Origin of the sequence: Lutibacter oricola, assembly GCF_900106565.1 — a bacterium.
Taxonomy (GTDB): domain Bacteria; phylum Bacteroidota; class Bacteroidia; order Flavobacteriales; family Flavobacteriaceae; genus Lutibacter; species Lutibacter oricola.
Genome location: NZ_FNNJ01000001.1, coordinates 482,496 through 501,945 on the forward strand (window position 1 = coordinate 482,496; position 19,450 = coordinate 501,945).

The 19,450-nt window shown below is 31.4% G+C and carries 11 protein-coding genes; all 11 read left to right on the forward strand.

The features are described from left to right. Positions 1 to 5: 5 nt before the first annotated feature. Complete coding sequence (locus BLU40_RS02045) at positions 6 to 2,840, forward strand: PQQ-binding-like beta-propeller repeat protein (protein WP_090119221.1); 2,835 nt, start codon at positions 6 to 8, stop codon at positions 2,838 to 2,840. Between the two features lie 156 nt (positions 2,841 to 2,996). Then, positions 2,997 to 4,460 carry a sulfatase family protein gene (locus BLU40_RS02050; RefSeq protein WP_090119223.1) on the forward strand — a complete coding sequence of 488 codons (1,464 nt, stop codon included), beginning with the start codon at positions 2,997 to 2,999 and terminating at the stop codon, positions 4,458 to 4,460. A 133-nt stretch (positions 4,461 to 4,593) separates the two neighbouring features. After that, positions 4,594 to 6,411 (forward strand): right-handed parallel beta-helix repeat-containing protein, encoded by a 1,818-nt coding sequence (locus BLU40_RS02055; protein ID WP_090119224.1) that lies wholly within the window; start codon positions 4,594 to 4,596, stop codon positions 6,409 to 6,411. Beyond that, positions 6,411 to 7,958 (forward strand): sialate O-acetylesterase, encoded by a 1,548-nt coding sequence (locus tag BLU40_RS02060; protein WP_090119226.1) that lies wholly within the window; start codon positions 6,411 to 6,413, stop codon positions 7,956 to 7,958. The genes BLU40_RS02055 and BLU40_RS02060 overlap by 1 nt, the downstream gene beginning before the upstream one ends. A gap of 16 nt (positions 7,959 to 7,974) precedes the next feature. Further along, positions 7,975 to 9,357 carry a sialate O-acetylesterase gene (locus BLU40_RS02065; protein ID WP_090119228.1) on the forward strand — a complete coding sequence of 461 codons (1,383 nt, stop codon included), beginning with the start codon at positions 7,975 to 7,977 and terminating at the stop codon, positions 9,355 to 9,357. Positions 9,358 to 9,440: 83 nt separating this feature from the next. Continuing rightward, a complete protein-coding gene (locus tag BLU40_RS02070) occupies positions 9,441 to 10,430 on the forward strand; it encodes a ThuA domain-containing protein (protein ID WP_217633373.1) in 990 nt (329 codons plus the stop codon). Positions 10,431 to 10,439: 9 nt separating this feature from the next. Then, positions 10,440 to 11,318 (forward strand): 3-keto-disaccharide hydrolase, encoded by an 879-nt coding sequence (locus BLU40_RS02075; protein ID WP_090119230.1) that lies wholly within the window; start codon positions 10,440 to 10,442, stop codon positions 11,316 to 11,318. A 267-nt stretch (positions 11,319 to 11,585) separates the two neighbouring features. Beyond that, on the forward strand, positions 11,586 to 13,886 hold the full coding sequence (locus BLU40_RS02080; RefSeq protein WP_090119232.1) for a beta-galactosidase: 2,301 nt from the start codon (positions 11,586 to 11,588) through the stop codon (positions 13,884 to 13,886). 11 nt (positions 13,887 to 13,897) lie between these two features. Then, positions 13,898 to 15,436, forward strand: coding sequence for a sulfatase (locus BLU40_RS02085; protein WP_217633374.1), 1,539 nt, complete (start codon positions 13,898 to 13,900; stop codon positions 15,434 to 15,436). A 5-nt stretch (positions 15,437 to 15,441) separates the two neighbouring features. Continuing rightward, positions 15,442 to 16,764 (forward strand): glycoside hydrolase family protein, encoded by a 1,323-nt coding sequence (locus tag BLU40_RS02090; RefSeq protein WP_217633375.1) that lies wholly within the window; start codon positions 15,442 to 15,444, stop codon positions 16,762 to 16,764. A 54-nt stretch (positions 16,765 to 16,818) separates the two neighbouring features. Then, positions 16,819 to 19,446: a glycoside hydrolase family 2 protein gene (locus BLU40_RS02095; RefSeq protein WP_090119236.1), complete on the forward strand. Its 2,628-nt coding sequence runs from the start codon at positions 16,819 to 16,821 to the stop codon at positions 19,444 to 19,446. The last annotated feature ends 4 nt before the right edge of the window (positions 19,447 to 19,450 follow it).

Here is a 19,450-nt window from a genome sequence, read left to right on the forward strand (position 1 = left end):
AATTTATGAGAAAAAATATTTACGTAGTAATATTTATGCTTTTAGCTTCAATGTCAAATGCAAATACTTTTAATTTTAAAAGTGAATTAATAGGAAACCCTGGAATTGTTAGTATTGAAACCGGTTTAACAATTTCAAAAGTTAGAACGGCACAAAATAATGGTAAGTCATATTTAATAGGATCAAGTTTTGAAGGTACAGTAATAGGAGTTTCATACAAAGGAAAAGTATTATGGAAAAACAAATTATCTGGTTTTATGAACCACGATGTTTGGTGTAGAGATATTACAGGAGACGGAAAAGACGAAATTTTAGTAGCCAATGCTAACGGTACAATTTATTGTTTAAATTCAAAAGGAAAAACCTTGTGGAGTTTTAAAAAGAACGATGCTCCAATGTATGCTGTTTATGCTATAAATAAAGGGAAAGAGAGTTTTGTAGTAGCTGGTGGGTTTGATAAAAGTATCTATTATTTATCTTCAAAAGGAGAATTGGTAAAAGAAATAAAATCTAAAACATTTTCTATTGAAAAACCTTGGAGTAAGTACAAAAAGGAAATGCCAGAAAGTAATGTTTGTACAGCAAACTTTATTCGATCGGTAAAAAAAGCCGATGGAAGCGAAGTGCTAGTTTTGTTAGGAATGAATAACCATATGAATGTTCCTGGAACATTATATTTCTTTAACGCACTAGAAGATGTACCATTTAAAAAAGTTAGCATAAAAGCTCCAAAAGAACTGAAGAGAAAAATAAGAATTAGACCTTTAGGTGATTTTAAAACTGCAGATATTAATAATGACGGAAATGAGGAAGTTATTTTAGGTGCTTCTGCTCACGTTAATGATTTATTAGTTACTACCTACGATTTAGCGAATGATAAATTCAGTTTTAGACCAATTTCAAAAGTGAAATTTGGATATGATATTACTCATAATGTGATAATAAAACAAAACAATAAAACAACTTATTTAACAAGAGTAGGAAGTCAAATTAGGTTATATACTCCAAATGCAACAGCAAAACAAGCTGAGCGATTAATGAGTAAGTATGCTTATAACGATATGGTTAAGGATGAAATTACTGGCAACGTAATTTTAGCAAGTGCTCAAAGTGGTGGTAGTTGTATTCATATTATAAATACCGAGCATAAAAACTGGAAAAAAGAGTTTAAAAATCTAGAGCCAAAAGGGAAAATTGCCCAAATAATTAACAATACAAATGCGGTTAGAGATCAATTAAAAAAGTATAAAAAAGCAAGTGTTCAAGGTAAATCACAGCCTGTTTATTTAATGACTGAAAAGGTTCCTGATAGTGAGTTGGCGTTAAAAAATGAAATTGATAAAAAGTATAAGAACCCTATATTTTTGAATTCACTTCATATGAGAAATGTAGAATCTTTTGATAGATCTTCTTTAGCAAATGCAAAATACAGAAAAACAAGAGATAGAAGAAAAAAATATACGTTATCAAGTCAAGAAGCTGTAGGTCAAATAACAAGTCAATACACAGATTATCCTGGAGTTGCTTATTGGGCAGGTCACGGAAACGACCCGTTTATGTTTAGTATTAACACTACTAAAAAAGTAATTGACAATGCAAAGGGTAAAAAAACGGTGTTAATATATCCTGAAGTTGAAGACCATGTAAAAGAAAATTTAGATTTTCTAGTGAATGATTTATTGTACCCATTAGCTAAATACGCACAAGGAAAAAATGCCAATGTATTTTTACGTTCTAAAAATGTATTTTGGTTAGGTTCAAACTATTTAGAATCTTGGTCAAGGTTAATGTCTGGTGAATTTGCCGATGTTTTTGTGCCTTCAATGGAAGAAACTACCGATAAATCTATGGAACTTAGTTTAGCTGGTAGAATGGGAATGTGGACGAGCGGAGCAGTAAATAGTTGGGGAACTAGAGCAGTGCCTGATAATGTATCTTATGATAGAGCGCGTCAATTAGGATACCAAAGGTTACCAAATCACTTTTTAAGAATGCTTATTTTCCATACTTCAAACGGAGCACAATTCATTAATAATTTTGCAGTAGATCAGGAATACATGAGTATTTATTGGGAGTTAATTGCAAAAGGAGCTTTATATGTGCCTAAACGAAACGAAATTTTAAGTATTTCTCCAGTTCATTTAAGTATGCAACATCCAGATCATCATTTTTTAAATGATGGTGCCAATGTAAAATGGACCGCTTTTTATAATGAAGAGTTTGAAAATAACAACCCTTTTGTTATGAGCAGATTAAACGGAACTTGGCCTGGAGCTGCTGTAACAGAGTGGGATTTTTCGAGATATGCTGCTGGAGTTAAAGAAAGAAGATTAAACTTTTTAGCACCTTACCAAAATGGATTGGTTTTAATAACGCCACCACAAGAAGGTGTTTTTGCTCAAAAAGATGCGGTTAGAGGAAAGTTATCGAACAATTTACATCCTTTATATAAAAACATTATGAAGGAATACATAACTGATGGACGTAATTATTATTCAGCTGATGGAAAAGAAACTTATAAAGCCGATGAATATTACAAAGTAATTGAAAATGACATTAAACAATCAGCCAAAAAATTACCAATTACTGTAAGTGGAGATGTTGCTTGGGTAGTTGCTCAAACATCACCAAATAATTTACGCTTAACATTAATAGATAATGGATATGTAAACCCTGAAAAAAGCGAGGCTATCGTAAAATTCAACACAATAACGCCAGTTAAAATAAAAGATGTATTAAGTGGCGAAGAATTTCAACAAACAAAAGCTTCAACAACAATAAATATTCCTTTAGGTGGATTTAGATTTATAGATGTTGAATTAAAAAATGAATTAAAATAAAAGGTAAAAAATAGTTTACTAAAGCTAAAATTGAGAAAGTAAATAATTAGGAGAGTTTATACCTTGTTAAATATTTATTTGAATTAATTATTAGACTATAGAAAAGTGTTTGATTATTTTTGAATGAAATAAGAATTGATAAAAAAATAAATAAAAATGTTAAAAACAATACAAGCTTTATTAGTAGTTACGGTACTAGTATTTACTAGTTGTGCTGAAAAAAAAGCACCAGAGCAAGTAGTTAAAAAGCAAAACCAACCAAATATTATTCTTTTTGTGGCAGATGATCACGGTACAGATGCTTTAGGTTGTTATGGAAATGAAGTTATTAAAACTCCAAATCTAGATCAATTAGCAGCTGAAGGAACAATTTTTAAAAATGCATATTGTACAAGTGCAAGTTGTGCTGCAAGTAGATCGGTAATTCTTTCAGGTAAATTTGGTCATGCAACAGGTTCTTACGGTCACGTTCATGATTATCATCACTTTAGTACATTTGATAACGTAAAATCTTTGCCGGTTTTATTAGAGCAAGATGGTTACGAAACTGCTAGAATTGGTAAATATCACGTAGCTCCAGAAACTGTGTATCATTTTAATACGGTGTTAGAAGCAGACCCAAGAAATACAGTTGAAATGGCTGATAAATGTGGAGATGTTTTAAATTCAGACAAGCCTTTCTTTTTATATTTCTGTACAGATGATCCGCATAGAGGTCATCCATTTGAGCCAGACCCTTGGAATGCTCCAAATAGTTTTGGAAACAAAGTTGAAGGTTATGATGGTGTTGAAACTGTAGTGTACGATCCAAAAGATGTTTTAGTACCAAGTTTTATTCCAGATACTAAAGAAAGTAGAGAAGAAATTGCGCAGTATTATCAAAGTATTTCAAGAATTGACCAAGGTTTTGGAAAACTAATGAAAATGCTTCAAGAAACTGGAAAAGCAGACAATACAATTGTTATGTATATTTCTGATAATGGTATGGCATTTCCAGGAGCAAAAACCACAGTTAGTGAGCCAGGTATTAAGTTGCCTTGTATTATTAAAGACCCAACAAATTCAAAAAAGGTAAGCACAAACAATGCTATGATTTCTTGGGTAGATTTAACGCCTACTATTTTAGATATGGCAAAGGTTAGTTACAATGAAAAAGATTTTCACGGAAAGTCTTTTAAAAGTATTGTTTCCGAAGAAAATCCAAAAGGTTGGAATGAAATTTATGCTTCACATACGTTTCACGAAATTACAATGTACTATCCAATGCGTGTAGTTAGAAGTAACAATTATAAACTAATTTGGAATATTGCTTGGCGTTTAGATTATCCATTTGCATCAGATTTATGGGCGTCTTCAACTTGGCAAAGTATTTATAGAAATAATATAGAATATTACGGTCCAAAAAAGGTAAAAGACTATATGTTTAGACCAGAATTTGAATTGTACGATTTAGATAAAGATCCAAATGAGTTAAATAATTTAGCTGAAGAAAAAAGTTTTGAAGAGGTTTTAGAAACAATGAAAAGTAAAATGAAAACTTTTCAGCAAAACACAAGAGATCCTTGGCAAATAATGTGGAGCCACGATTCTTCAATGCAAGGAACAGGAGTGAACTTGTAAAATTAAAACGCTGTTATTCTTCGTATTGGCTCAGTAAGATAAATTCTGAGTGTCATTCTGAACGGTAGTGAAGAATCTCATAATTGTTTTAATTAATAAGAAAAAAGAACAGATAAATTAAAATATTTTTAAAATGAAAAATAAACTTATTGCATTAATTTCAATACTATTTTTAAGCATTTCTTTTCAAGCATATGCTACAGAAGTAATAAAAATAAAGCATGCAAAAGGCGATATGACTTCAATAGTTAGAGAAGCTATTGAAAATGCAAAGGAAAAAGATATTCAACTGGTTTTTGAAAAAGGAACGTATACATTTCTTTTAGATTATGCCATGGATAGATACTGTTTTATTACCAACCATGGTAACGGATTAAAAAAAATAATATTTAGGTTTGAAGGGTTTAATTCAGTGGCAATTGATGGTAACGGTTCTGAATTTGTTTTTAGCGGGCAAGTTGCACCTTTTCAGTTTGATAATTGTAATAATATTGAAGTAAAAAATCTGTCAATAGATTGGGATATTCCTTTTTCTTTTCAAGGAGAAGTAATGGCTGTTAATAAAGAAGAAGGATGGAGAGATATTAAACCTTTTACCGAAGGCTTTTCGTGGTCTTTAAAGAAGGGACGCATCACGTTTCCAAATATAAATCACTTTCACTTTTCAGAAATGGGAAGCACATTGGCATTTGATAAAGAAACAAAGGCGGTGGCACACGGAGCTTGGGATATGGGTAGTAGACCGCGTTGGGTTGAAAAAAGACCAAACGGAATTTTAAGATTTCACGAGCCACTAAAACATTACCCTACTGTTGGAACAATTTTACACTCTAAAGGTCCACACGAGCAAAATAGATACGCACCAGCATTTCAAGTAACAAATTCTAGCAATGCAAATTTTAAGAATGTAGTCGTGCACCACGCTCTAGGAATGGGATTTTTGTTTGAAAGAACTTCTGATATTAATATTTTAAATAGCGGAGTTTACCTAAAAGAAGGTACAAACAGAGTGGTATCATCAATTGCAGATGCAACTCATTTTGCAAATTGTAAAGGCGATATTTTAATTGAAGATTGTCGTTTTGAAAATATGTTAGATGACGGTACAAATGTACATGGAACCTATGTGAAGGTGAATAAAATAATAGATAAGTATACAGTAAGAGTAGGTTTAGGTCATTTTGAACAAATGGGCTTTGAGTTTGCAGGAGAAAAAGATGAGGTTTGGTTAATTCACAATCCAAGTCCAAAAAGAGCAAGTGTTAATGAGGTTTCTAAAGTGAAATATGTAAATGATAAATTCACAGATTTAACGTTCAAAAATAAAATACCTTCTCAATTAGCAGAAGGAGATATAATAGAAAACAAAACATGGAATCCTGTTTTTACAATGCGTGGAAATACCATTAGAAATCATAGGGCTAGAAATATTATTATAAAAACACCAAAGAAAATTGTAATCGAGAATAATGAACTTTCTTCAATGATGTCTTCAATTTTATTCCGTGGTGAAACATTTTTTTGGTATGAATCTGGCGCAGTAGAAGATGTTTTAATTAGAAATAATAATTTTAATTATGTAGCATACAGTGGAGCAGAACATGCAATTATGTATGTAACACCTCGTTTGGCAAAAACATTTGATGTTACGGAATTATATGATAAAAATATCCGTTTTGAAAACAATACAATTAGAACTTTTGATAGTAGAATTATTATAGCAGATAGAGTTGATGGTTTGAAAATAACTGGAAATAAAATCATTCAAGATAAAAGTCAAGGTGCTGCATTATATCCAGATGCACCAATATTCGATTTAATTAATTGTAATAATGTTGAAATTTCAAAGAATACATATGAAGGTCCAACAGAATATTCAATAAAAGCGGATAAAAAATCTTCTAAAAATTTGAAGATTAAAAGAAACAAAGGTTTTAAAAATCTGAAATAATGAAGTTTTTAAAAATTACTATTCTTTTTAGTGTACTAATTTTAGTTAGTTGCAAAGTAGAGGGCCAAGAATCAACTAACGCTTCTAATAAAGTACAAGTAGTTTTGTTGGCAGGGCAATCTAACATGGCTGGAGCTGGAAATTATGATGAATTAGATGAGGAATTTCATAAAAGAATTGAGAAAATTTCTAACAGGGTTTCTTTAAGTTTTAATGGCTCAAAAGCTAAACAATTATCTTATTTCAACAATAAGCCTTCAGAAAAATACAATTTCACAAAGCGTTTTGGTCCTGAATTATCTTTAGGCTTAACGTTAGCTGAAAAAAATCCAACAAAAGAATATTTGCTAATAAAAAGATCACAAGGAGGAACTGCTTTATATGGCGCTTGGAATCCAAAATGGGACGCAGAAAAAGCAAAAGCAATTGAGAAAGGTGAGTTTAAGCAAAACTTAAAGCTTTATGAAATGCATATTGCAGATATTAGTAAAAACTTAAAAGAATTAGAAGCGAAAGGAAAAAGCTTTGAAATAATAGGTTTAGCTTGGATGCAAGGTGAAAATGACGCTATTTTAGAAGCTTCGGCTAAAGGCTATAAAAATAATTTAAAGGCTTTAATTAAGGCATATAGAAGTGAGTTTAAATCTCCTGAAATGCCATTTGTGGTAGGTCAAATAAACTCGAGATATGGAGTTGAAGGTGGCGCTAAAATGGTAAGAAAAGGTATGCTAAATGCGGTGTATCAAGATTATTATTCTGCAATAATAAAAACTTCAACAGATACTTCTTGGAGCGACTTTCCAAAACATACAGATAATGTGCATTACAATTCAGAAGGTCAAAAACGATTAGGTGTTGCCTTTGCAAATTCTTTTTTTGATATAGAAAGGAAGTTAGATGTGAAGCCATTTAAAGGTTTAAATTCATTAAAGGCAGGTGCTACAATAAGAATTAAGACATTAGGTAAAACAAATATGATTTACAATGTTTATACACCTACATCATATAAGAAAAATAAATTATCACCTATAATTATTGCATTTAGTCCAGCTGGAAACGGAGCTGGAATTTTAAATCAAATGAAAGAAAGTGCTGAGAAATTTGGTTTGATATTAGTTGGTTGTGATAAGCTTAAAAATGGAATGAAGGATGTAGCATTGGAACAAAAAATGGAAGATGAAGTAATGGATGATATTCTAAAAAATATTCCACATGATTCAAACAGAATTTATTTAGCTGGATTTTCTGGAGGAGCTATGAGAGCTTACAGTCTAACAACCAGAAGACCTGAAACTTATGCAGGTGTAATTGCCTATGGAGGATGGCTTGGAGGTAAAGATTATCAGGGTAAAAAATATCAATCTGGAATGTCTATAGCAATTGTTAATGGAGAAAAAGATAAAGGAGCAAATAAGTGGAAGGATATTGACTCTAAAACTTTGATAAAGAATAAGTGTGAAGTTAAATTTTTCTCACACCCTAGTGGGCATAAGATTGCACCTGCTAAAATTACTAACGAAGTGTTAAGTTGGTTAAATACTAAATAAAAATTTATTCATCATTATGAGAATTTATCATCTTTTATTGGCAATGTTTATTGTTGAATTAGCCATTGCTCAAGTTACTCCAAACGGACTTTTTAAAAGTAATATGGTGTTGCAACGTAATCAACCAATTGCAGTTTTCGGTAAGGCAGTTAAAGAAAAATCAGTTGAAGTTATTTTTAAAAGTAAATCTTATTCTGCTGAAGTTATTGATGGATATTGGAAAGTTTTTTTAGATGAATCCAACGCTGGAGGACCTTTTGAATTAACTATAAAGGGAAGAAATGAAATTGTACTTTCAAATATTTTAGTTGGTGAAGTTTGGTTATGTTCTGGGCAATCGAATATGGAAATGCCGCTGAAAGGGTTTATGGGGCAGCCAATTAACGGTAGTAATTTAGCAATTTTAAATAGTGAGAATTCTCAAATTAGATTGTTTGAAGTTCCTCGTAAAATTTCAAAAACACTTCAAAATAATTTAGAAGGTGAGTGGAAAATTTGCAACCCAAAGTCGGCTTCTGAATTTAGCGCTACAGCTTATTTTTTCGGAAAAATGCTTCAAGAAAAATTAAAGGTTCCAATTGGTTTAATAGCAAGTAGTTGGGGAGGAACTCCTGCAGAATCCTGGACTCCAAAAAAAATTACGGATAAAGAATTTCCAAATTTTGATAATTGGTACAAAAATGAAACACAGCCACAAAAATTTCCAAATGGGTTGTACAATGGTATGATAGCGCCATTAATACCTTTTTCAATTAAAGGAGCAATATGGTATCAAGGTGAATCTAACAAAGTACGAGCTAAACAATATGCTCAATTATTTCCAGCAATGGTTAATAGTTGGAGAGAAGAATGGAATCAAGGTGATTTTCCATTTTATTTTGTTCAAATAGCGCCATTAAAATGGGGAGGTGAAAGTCAAGCTCTTTTGCGTGAATCACAACTTAAATCAATGAATAAAATGACTAATACCGGAATGGCTGTAACTTTGGATATTGGAGAGTTAGAGTGTATTCATCCGGCCGAAAAACAAAAAGTTGGTGAGCGATTGGCACTTTGGGCATTGGCTAAAGATTTCGGTTTTGAAGGTATTCAATATAGTGGTCCAGTTTATAAATCATTTAAGGTTAATAAAAATAAAGTCACTATTGAGTTCGATTATGCGCCAAATGGAGTAACAAATTTTGGTAAAGAAATGTCTGGTTTCAAAGTTGCAGGAGTTGATAAAATATTTCATAAAGCAGAAGTTAAAATAACAAAAGGAAAATTAGAAGTTTGGAGTGAAAATGTACCCAATCCAATTGCTGTACGCTACGGTTGGGACGCCTGGATTGATGGTTCATTATATAATACTGCTGGTTTGCCAGCATCTTCTTTTAGATCGGATGATTGGGAAGAATAGTTTTAAATTTAGAATAATTGTATTTTGAAGTAGTAAGTAAAGCTAAAGTGTTTTATCTTGCAATTTGAAAAAACAAATTCTTTATGTCATTAATAAATAGAATAACAAAAACTACTATCATTATAGTAATGGGAGTAGTTTTTTTTGGTTGCAACAACTCTAAAAGTACAACTTCAAAAAAAGAAAAAATAAAAGTTTTAATAGTTGATGGACAAAATAACCATGATGTTTGGCCAAAATCAACAATTATGATGAAACAATATTTAGAAGAAACAGGAATGTTTTCTGTAGATGTTGCACGTTCAAATTTTTTATGGAAATCTAAAAGAGAAGCTGCATTTTTACCCTTGGCTGGAGTTGGAGAAAAAGAAACTGTAAACAAGGCAAAAACAGACCCTAATTTTAAACCAGATTTTGAAAAATATGCTGTTGTAGTTTCAAATTTTGGATGGCGAGCAGCAGATTGGCCAAAAGAAACACAAATAGCATTTGAAAAATATATTGAAAATGGAGGAGGTTTTGTATCAGTTCATGCAGCTGATAATTGTTTTCCTTCTTGGAAAGAATATAATAAAATGACTGGTTTAGGTGGCTGGGATAGAAATGAAGAACACGGGCCATATGTTTATTATACTGAGGAAGGTAAAAGGGTTAGAGATAATTCACCAGGAAAATGTGGTTCACATGGTGGGAAAGTTGAGTTTCCATTAACGCTTAGAGAGTCACACCCAATAACTAAAGGAATGCCCAAAGTTTGGTTAACATCAAAAGATGAATGTTATGCTAAATTACGTGGTCCTGCAGAAAATATGACAATTTTAGCAACGGGTAAAGATCCATCAGTAAAATCGGATAGACACGAACCAATTTTAATGGTACTGAATTATGGTAAAGGGCGAATTTTTCATACAACTTTAGGTCACGATGATTATTCTTTTGAAGGGGTTGGTTTTATAACTTCATTTAATCGAGGTGTTGAATGGGTGGCAACAGGTAAAGTAACTCAGCCCATTCCGAGTGATTTTCCAACTAGCGAAAAATCAATTAGTAGAAAATTCGAACTTAAAAAATAAGTAGAAGTTATGAAGAATTTTACCCAACAATTGCTTGTAATTATACTATGTGTTACGGCTAGTTTATCAGTTTATTCTCAAAAGAGTTTAAATATTGAAGGTCCTTCAAAAAAAATAGCTTCAAAAAAATGGCAACCTTTGTTAGATAAAAATTTATCTAAATGGGAAATTTGGACTGGAGTTCCTGACCCTTCAGTAAAAAATCTTCCTGCTAGTTATGTTATTCCTGAAGATGGAAAGCCAGTTGACGCTATTGGTTTAAATAATGAAATGAATGTTTTTTCGGTTTCCTTAGATAAAGATGGTACACCAATTTTAAATATTTCAGGTGAAGTTTATGCAGGTTTAACTTCAAAAAAAGAATATGCAAATTATCATTTAACAATGTTATTTAAATGGGGTGAAAAAAAATGGGCTCCTCGTTTAGAGGCTAAAAGAGATTGTGGTTTGTTATACCATTGCTATGGCGAACATGGAGCTTTCTGGAATGTTTGGAAAAGTTGTTTAGAATTACAAATTCAAGAAGGCGATATGGGAGATTTATATTGTTTAGCCGGAACAAAATCAAAGGTTTCAGCCGATAAAACTAATCATTGGGATCCAAAAGGTGAAAGAATTTCAAAAACAGCAAAAAGATCTGTAGATGCTGAAAGCCCAAATGGGAAATGGACACGAATTGATTTATATGTTGTTGATGATGTAGCAATTCATGTAGTAAACGGTCATGTGGTATTAGCATTAAAAGATGCCATTACAAATAAAGGAGAAAAATTAAACAAAGGGCAAATTCAAATACAATCGGAAGGTGCTGAATGTTATGCAAAAGAAATTTTTATAAGACCTTTAAAGAAGTTTCCTAAGAAAATAAAAAAGGTAGCAGGGTTTTAATTTATAATTAAAATCTGGAAAATATATCCTAAAATGAGATTGTCTGAAGGCACTAAAACTTGTCATTCTTAACTTGTTTCAGAATCTCATTATTGTGGTTGTCAATTAACATGAGAACCTGAAACAAGTTCAGGTTGACGGTAATTTTACTTTTAAGTGGTTTCAATGTAGTTTAATGTACTAATAGATACATTTAATGAACTACAAAAAACATGTTTTTTCATGATTTAAGGTTATTTTGAGTTTGTTTCAAAGACCTTAAAAAATATGAATACTTCAATAGTAACAGTTATTAAAAGATGTTTACTTTTTCTTTTATTAATATCGGTTTCAACTATAAAATCTCAATCATTAGAAAAGCAAGCAAAAGATAAAATTGTAAAGCTTGAAAAACTGATTAAGAAAGCTGAAAAAAAGAAAATTGATGTTTTAAAAGAAAAAACAACAGTTAGAACTGCCGAAATATTTTTAGAATTTGCAGCTTGGGATGAAAAAAATGTTGAAGCTAATGTAAAGGCTTTTGAATTAGTTCCATCATTTAAAAAAGAAGCTTCAAAACTAGCAGATAATTTAGCAGAATTTGAACGAAAGGATGTGAATCTTATGCTAGATAGCGCAATAGAAGATTTAAATCTTCTTATAGCAAAAAAAGCTTTTAGAAAACCAAGTCCAAAAGTAGATTGGACTAAGGTTACTGTAGATAATGATCAACTAATATTTAATAATCGTCCTGTGTTTTTGGCAGATTATACTTGGAAACCAAAAACTAAAAAGTTAACGGAGTATCATGGAAATCAAGATGGTTTTTTCTTAACACCTTCATATGTTGTTGATGAAAAAGGAACCATAAATAATAGAAGAATGAATGAATTAGAAGCTAAAACTACAGGTTCTTTAGGATTCATTTTTTTAAACCATAAAAATACGCCTAAATGGGCAAAAGCTGCATATGGCGATAATTTTAGTATGCGAGAAGATACGTATACGGCTTATGATATAGATAATCCAGGAGCTAGAGAAATTCAAGAAAAATTATTAGGTGCCGTGGTTCCTAAAATGGCAGGAAAAAAGTTTAGTCAACTTGGATATATGTTATGTAACGAGCCTCATTTTTATACTTTTAAAGATAGCAAGAGAAAAAAACTTCCTTGGGCTTCTGGTGGCGTTTCTAATTATACAATTAAGAAGTTTAAAGTATGGCTAACTAACAAGCATAAAAGTATTTCAGAATTGAATAAAGTGTGGAATACTAGTTTTTCAAGTTTTGAAGCTGTTCAAATTGAAATTCCAATTGATATTAGTAAAAAGGGAACTCCTATTTGGTTTGATTGGGCTTCGTTTAATATGGATAGAGTAACAGACTGGTACAGTTTTTTAAAATCTGAAATTACAAAACATGATGCTGAAGCTAAAGTGCATTTAAAAATTATGCCAAATCTTTGGACAGAGAATAAACGTGTTCATGGTATTGATTTAGAAAAATTAACAGCTTTAAGTGGAATTGTTGGTAACGATTCTGGAGCCGACCATACATATACTTGGGGAAAACCACATGAGTGGCAAAAGCATTATGCTTTTGAATGGAGAGAGTTGTGTATGGGGTACGATTTTATGAAATCGGTGAGTCCTAACAAAATAAATTTTAATTCAGAATTACACTATTTATCAACTGTAAGATCGAGAAAATTAGATTTAGATCCAATGTATGCAAGAGCTACTTTTTGGTTGGCTCATTCTTATGGTATGACTGCAAGTCAAATATGGTATTGGCCAAGAAATGAAGATGGTTCTATTTCTAAAAAAGCAAAAAATGATAAAGGTTACGCAGGATCAAATAACCAACAACCTAGAGTTACTAATGAAGTTGCTACAACATTAATAGACCTAAATTCATATGCTGAAGAAATTATGGCAATGCAACGCCAAAGAAAACCATTGAGAATTTTTTATTCAAAAACTTCAGCAATAAATAAAGGAAAACATATGGATGATATTTTTCATTTATATAAATCTTTAAATTTTGAAGGTACTCCATTAGGTTTTGTAACCGAAGATATTATTAGAAAACAAGATAATAATAAATGGAATGTTGTTTTAGTTCATAAAACTCCATTTGTTACGAGTAGTGAGTTAAAAGCATTACAAAATTATTTAGATACTGGAGGAACAGTGATTATTGATGAAATAAGTTTAAAGAAAAATGAATACGGAAAATTATTAGCTGGTTTAAAAGAAAGTAAAGGACAATTGATAAAATTAAATAGTGTTTCAAAAATAAAAGCAGAAGCTCTTTCAATTTTAAAAGATAAAGATTTATTGCCTAAGGTAAATGTTGAAGAATCTAACTCGCTGGAAACAAAAGGTTGTATTTGGAGAGTTGTTACTAATAAATCAGGAAATCAGGTGCTTTCAGTTGTTAACGTTGGAAAATCAAATGCTAGTTTAAAAATAACATTGAACGGAAGTTCAACTATTAATTGTAAAGATTTAATTAAAGGAATAAAAGTAAGTTCAACGCCAACATTAAAACCAAACGAGGTGTTTTTTGTTGAAGTAACTCAATTATAATACATATGAAAATGAATCGATTTAATTTTATAAGTTTAGTATTAGTACTAATTGTTTTTACAGCTTGTAAAACTTCAGAAGAAGCAAAAAAAGAAACTGTAAAAAAACCAAACATTGTTTTTGTTTTGGTAGATGATTTGGGTTGGGCCGATGTTGGTTTTAATGGGTCAAAATATTTTGAAACACCAAATTTAGATGCTTTGGCTGAAAAAAGTTTAGTGTTAAATAATGCATATATGTACCCAACGTGTTCACCAACTAGAACCGCAATTTTTACAGGGCAACAATCTTTTAGAACTGGAGTTTATACAGTGCCAGTTTTAGAAAAAGGTACAGACCAAGAAAACATATTTTCGCGTTGGACAGTTGGTAAAGAACATCCAATTTACTCAGAACCTATGGCAGAAGTTGGGTATAAATCTATTCATTTAGGTAAATGGCATATTGTAGGTCCAAATCCAAAAGAAGAATTGAAAATGCAATTCCCAATCAAACAAAAATTAACGCAACCAGATCCTGGAGTTTATGAGTGGGCTGAGGTTCATAAAACACCAGAAGTACAGCAATATTATCCAGAAGGAAGAGGATTTTTAAAAAATGTAGGAGGAACTTATAGAGGAGATCCTGCACTTGAAGTAAATGGTTATAAAAGTGTTGGTGGAGGTTATTGGGCGCCATTTAGCAATCCGTTTATAGAGCAAAAACCAACTGATAATTGGTTAACTGATAGATTAACAGATGATGCTATTGAGTTTATTGGAGAGCATAAAGAAGATCCGTTTTTAATAAATTTAAATTTTTATGCAGTTCATCGTCCAATTAGAGCTAGAAGCGAAGAATTACTTCAAAAATACTTGTCAAAACCTGTTGATTCAGTTACAGGTCAAGGAGGCATAGGAGTAAATCAAAAAATTAAAGAAAAAATGGCAGGTTATGCTTCAATGGTAGAATCTGTAGATGAAAATATTGGGCGTGTAGTTGATTATTTAGATAAAAATGGACTTCGTGAAAATACTATAATTATTGTGACTTCAGATAATGGTCAGAATGGTAACACAAGCTCCAACTATTTATTAAGAGGTTCAAAAGGTTATATTTATGAAGGAGGAATAAAAGTGCCAATGTTAATTAACTGGCCAAATAAAATTACTCCAAGACGAAGCGATGCAGCTGTAACTTGTTTAGATATTTTTCCAACATTAATGGATGTTGCTGGTATTAATGATTGTAAAGGAACTTTAGATGGTAATTCGGTAACTGAAATTTTTGAAAAAGATAGTAAATTGTTTCAAGAGCGACCATTGTTTTGGCAAATTAATAGCCAATGGAAACACGGTACATGTTCAGTAATTAGAAAAGGAAACCACAAACTAATTCAATGGCTTTCAACAGGTAAAATAGAACTTTATAATTTAAAAACAGACGCTACTGAAAGTAATAATATTGCCGATGTAGAAACTGAAATCACAAAAAATATGTTAGCAGAATTGGTTGAGTGGAGAAAAGAGAATAAGGTTCCATTACCACCAAATTCAGTATTAGATTTTTAAGATGTATGAAATTTAAGGCGCTTTTTGTAATTCTAATTACAACTTCTTGTTTGTGCCAAGCACAAACAGGAAAAAATGATTCTTTAGTGAATGGAGCCTCTTTTATCGATCGTTTTTTACCTATTGAAAGTAAAAATGTGGTTTCAAATGTTTGGGGCGCAAAAAATGTGATACCTAGAGATATTAACAATGGAATTGAAGATGCTGAATACTCTTATTGGGGAGGTAATATTGTACATGGTGACGATGGAAAAGAACACTTATTTGTAGCTCGATGGAGAGAGGATATTTCCAGACCAAATGGAAAAAGCGGTCATAATTTATGGTGGGCTTCAGAAGTTGTACATGCGGTAAGTAACAATCCACTAGGGCGTTATAAAGTAATTGACGTAATTGGTGCAGGTCATAATCCTGAGATTTACAGATTAAATGACGGAAGTTATATAATCGGTGTTATGGGTAATAAGGCTTATAAAGCACCTAATTTAAATGGGCCTTGGACACAGATTGAAACTATATTTAATTTCTTGGATAAAAAGCAAAACCCTACAAATAGAACGTATGTAGTTAGAAAAGATGGTAGTGTTTTAATGATGAATAAAGAGGGGTATTTGTTTGTGAGCGAAAATGCTAATGAACATTTTGTAGAACTAGATGCAGTTCCAGCATTTAAGAGAAAAAAAGAAACGCATGAAGAAGACCCTGTTATTTGGAAAGATGAAGTACAATACAATTTAATTATGAATGATGCTTTTGGTAGAAAGGCATATCATTTAACTTCAAAAGATGGTATTCATAATTGGACTTTTGAAGAAGGAATTGCTTACAATCCAGACATTTTAAAACATGTAGGTGGTTCTCTTGGAAATTGGTGGAAATTAGAACGCCCTAAAATTAGAAAAGATAAATACGGAAGGGCAACACATATAAATTTTGCAGCTATTGATACTTTAAAAAATAACGATTTAGCTAATGATAATCATAGTTCTAAAAACATAGTACTTCCATTAAAAATTCAAAAAAGAGTATCAATTTTAAATAAAGAAAAAATTGATGATTCAACAGAAAAAATTGTACTGAAAATTATTTCTGAAAAAGGATTCAATGCAATTACAGATCTCAATTTAAACTCTTTAAAACTAGGGTCTTCTTTTGAAGTAAATAGAGGAAGAGGCTCTAATGTAATATTTTCAAGAATAATGGGGGAAGATTTGATAGTGGTTTTTGATGGGAAAAAAATAGGAATAACTGAGAAGGATTATAAATTAAAGTTATTAGGTAAAACAAAACAAGGTGAGGTTATTTTCGGTTATGCTAGATTACCATAATTGAGATTTCTAGTTAAAGAAATACACCAAGACTTTATAAAAAAAATAAATTAGATGAAACGAATTAAAAAATACTTTTGGGTATTAATTTTTATTTGCGGTACGTCAATTGCCCAACAAAAATTTTCAACAGCAGGTTTTTACGAAGTAGAAAACAGTCCACGAAAGGTTTTTAATTTTAATATTGGATGGCGTTTTTACAAAGGTGATGTTAAGGGTGCAGAAACAGTAGATTTTAACGATTCGAATTGGGAAGCTGCAAATTTACCTCACGGATTAGAAATTTTGCCTGAAAATGCAAGTGGTGGTAGAAATTATCAAGGTAAGGCTTGGTATAGAAAAGAATTTACCGTTAATGAAAATTCAACTTCTTCAAAAACATTTTTATATTTTGAAGCTGTAATGGGCGCTGCTAAAGTGTGGGTAAATGGAGAATTAGTAGCCGAACATTATGGAGGTTATTTACCTTTTGCTGCCGATGTTTCAACAATATTAAAAAAAGGTAAGAATATTGTAGCAGTAATGGCAGATAATAGTGATAGTAAAATGTATCCTCCAGGTAAACATCAGGGCGGATTAGATTTTAGTTATTTAGGCGGAATTTACAGAGATACTTATTTAATTCAAACAAAGCCAATATATATTACACTTACTGAGCTTAGTAAAACCGTTGCTGGCGGTGGTGTTTTTGTTGGAACTAAAGAAATAAATGGCAACAACGTTAAAATAGGAATTAGAACAGAGATTGCTAATAATTCGAATAAAACACAAACTATAATAGTTAAATCTGTTTTAGAAAATTTAGAATTTAAAGAAATTAAATCAACGCAACAATCGATTAGATTGCAAGCAGGAAAATCAAAACAATTATCAAAAGATTTAAAGGTAGAAAATGTTCATTTATGGCATCCAGATGATCCATATTTGCATTTTATTAGAACAGATGTTATTGTAAACGGAAAAGTTGTAGATCAAACAAGAACTCGTTTTGGAATTCGATTGTTTGAAATGAAAGGAGCAGAAGGATTGTTTGTAAACAATAAATATATAGGCAAAAAATTAGTTGGTGTAAATCGCCATCAAGATTATGCGTATGTTGGTAACGCTGTTCCAAATTCAAGTCATTATAGAGATGTAAAACTATTGCGCGAAGGCGGTAGTCATATTATTAGAGTTGGTCATTACCCTCAAGACGATGCTTTTTATGATGCTTGTGATGAATTAGGAATGTTAACAACAACAGCAAATCCGGGTTGGCACTTTTTTAATTTTAAAGAAAAAATATTTGAAGAACGCTTATATGAAGATTCACATAATTTAGTTCGAAAAGATAGAAACAGGCCTTCAATTTTATTGTGGGAAACCGCTATTAACGAAACACCTTCGCAGCCAGATCACGCAATGAATAATATGCATAAGGCTGCACATTCTGAATATCCTTTCCCGGGAATGTACACCGTAACCGATTGTGAAGAAGCTGAAAAAGGGGGATTGGATGTTTATTATCATGGACATTCAAAAACTGTAAATTCGTTTAACAGAGAATTTGGAGATGGTAATGAAGTAGACGATTGGTATTCGCAAAATTCAATAGTACGTGTAAAACGTGAATGGGGAGAAAAAGCAATGCTCGATCAATCTTTAAGACAAGCACATCAATTATCGCAAAGATTTAAAACAGATAAAGTTCGTATTGGTGGAGCTATGTGGGCAGGAATTGATCACCAAAGAGGTTACCATCCAGATCCTTTTTTAGGAGGACATTTAAATGTGTTGAGATTGCCTCGTTATACATACTATTTGTATAAAAGTCAAAATTCGGCAGATTATAAATTGAATGGTATTGAAACTGGTGCTATGATTTATAATACCAATGAACTAACACAATTATCAGGCAGCGATGTTATTATTTATAGTAATTGCGATGAAATAAAACTGACTTGGATGGGGAAAGATTATGGAATTCAGAAACCATCTACAGATCCAAAGTATGATGGTTTACCGCATCCTCCATTTGTGTTTAAAAATGTTTTTTACTTAGATAAAATTCGCCATAGAAAAGGTGATCAAAAAGGAGCAATTAGATATATGATTTCTGAAGGTTTTATACAAGGAAAATCAGTTGTAAAAGATGTAAAAACCTATGCTATGAGATCTGAAAAACTTCAGTTAAGTATAGCAGATGAAGGGTTGAAGTTAATGGCAGATGGATCTGATTTTGTTCCTGTTAGAGCTACTATTGTTGATTTAAATGGAGCAAAAAAAGTACTTGCTGAAGAGTATGTTTATTTTGAAGTTGAAGGTCCTGCAGAAGTTATTGGAGGAATTCAAAATATGGGTAATCCTGCTAAATCTTCTTTTGGTATTGCAACAGCTTTAATAAGAGCTACTAATAAACCTGGAGTTATTAAGGTTCGCGCTTATGTAAAAGGACTAAAATCAGATGAAATTATTTTAGAATCAAAACCTTTAAAACAGAAAATGCTTTTTGATGAAAATTATGTTGCAAATTCTAAAAAAGTAGATAAAGATAAAGTAACAATTGAGCAAGTTAAAGAAGAGAAATTACCTACAAATATTAAAAAACTTCAAGAAGAAGTTAAAATGTTAAAGCTGCAGTTGGTTGGTAAAGATCAACAATTAATGGAGTTAAGAAGTAACCCAGAAGGAAATAAAAATTAAACAA

Bases quoted from the DNA above. Each gene is read 5' to 3' on its own strand.
- BLU40_RS02095 (WP_090119236.1), top strand. From the start codon at position 16,819: ATGAAACGAATTAAAAAATACTTTTGGGTATTAATTTTTATTTGCGGT.
- BLU40_RS02045 (WP_090119221.1), top strand. From the start codon at position 6: ATGAGAAAAAATATTTACGTAGTAATATTTATGCTTTTAGCTTCAATG.
- BLU40_RS02055 (WP_090119224.1), top strand. From the start codon at position 4,594: ATGAAAAATAAACTTATTGCATTAATTTCAATACTATTTTTAAGCATT.
- BLU40_RS02090 (WP_217633375.1), top strand. From the start codon at position 15,442: ATGAAATTTAAGGCGCTTTTTGTAATTCTAATTACAACTTCTTGTTTG.
- BLU40_RS02075 (WP_090119230.1), top strand. From the start codon at position 10,440: ATGAAGAATTTTACCCAACAATTGCTTGTAATTATACTATGTGTTACG.
- BLU40_RS02070 (WP_217633373.1), top strand. From the start codon at position 9,441: ATGTCATTAATAAATAGAATAACAAAAACTACTATCATTATAGTAATG.
- BLU40_RS02060 (WP_090119226.1), top strand. From the start codon at position 6,411: ATGAAGTTTTTAAAAATTACTATTCTTTTTAGTGTACTAATTTTAGTT.
- BLU40_RS02080 (WP_090119232.1), top strand. From the start codon at position 11,586: ATGAATACTTCAATAGTAACAGTTATTAAAAGATGTTTACTTTTTCTT.
- BLU40_RS02065 (WP_090119228.1), top strand. From the start codon at position 7,975: ATGAGAATTTATCATCTTTTATTGGCAATGTTTATTGTTGAATTAGCC.
- BLU40_RS02085 (WP_217633374.1), top strand. From the start codon at position 13,898: ATGAATCGATTTAATTTTATAAGTTTAGTATTAGTACTAATTGTTTTT.
- BLU40_RS02050 (WP_090119223.1), top strand. From the start codon at position 2,997: ATGTTAAAAACAATACAAGCTTTATTAGTAGTTACGGTACTAGTATTT.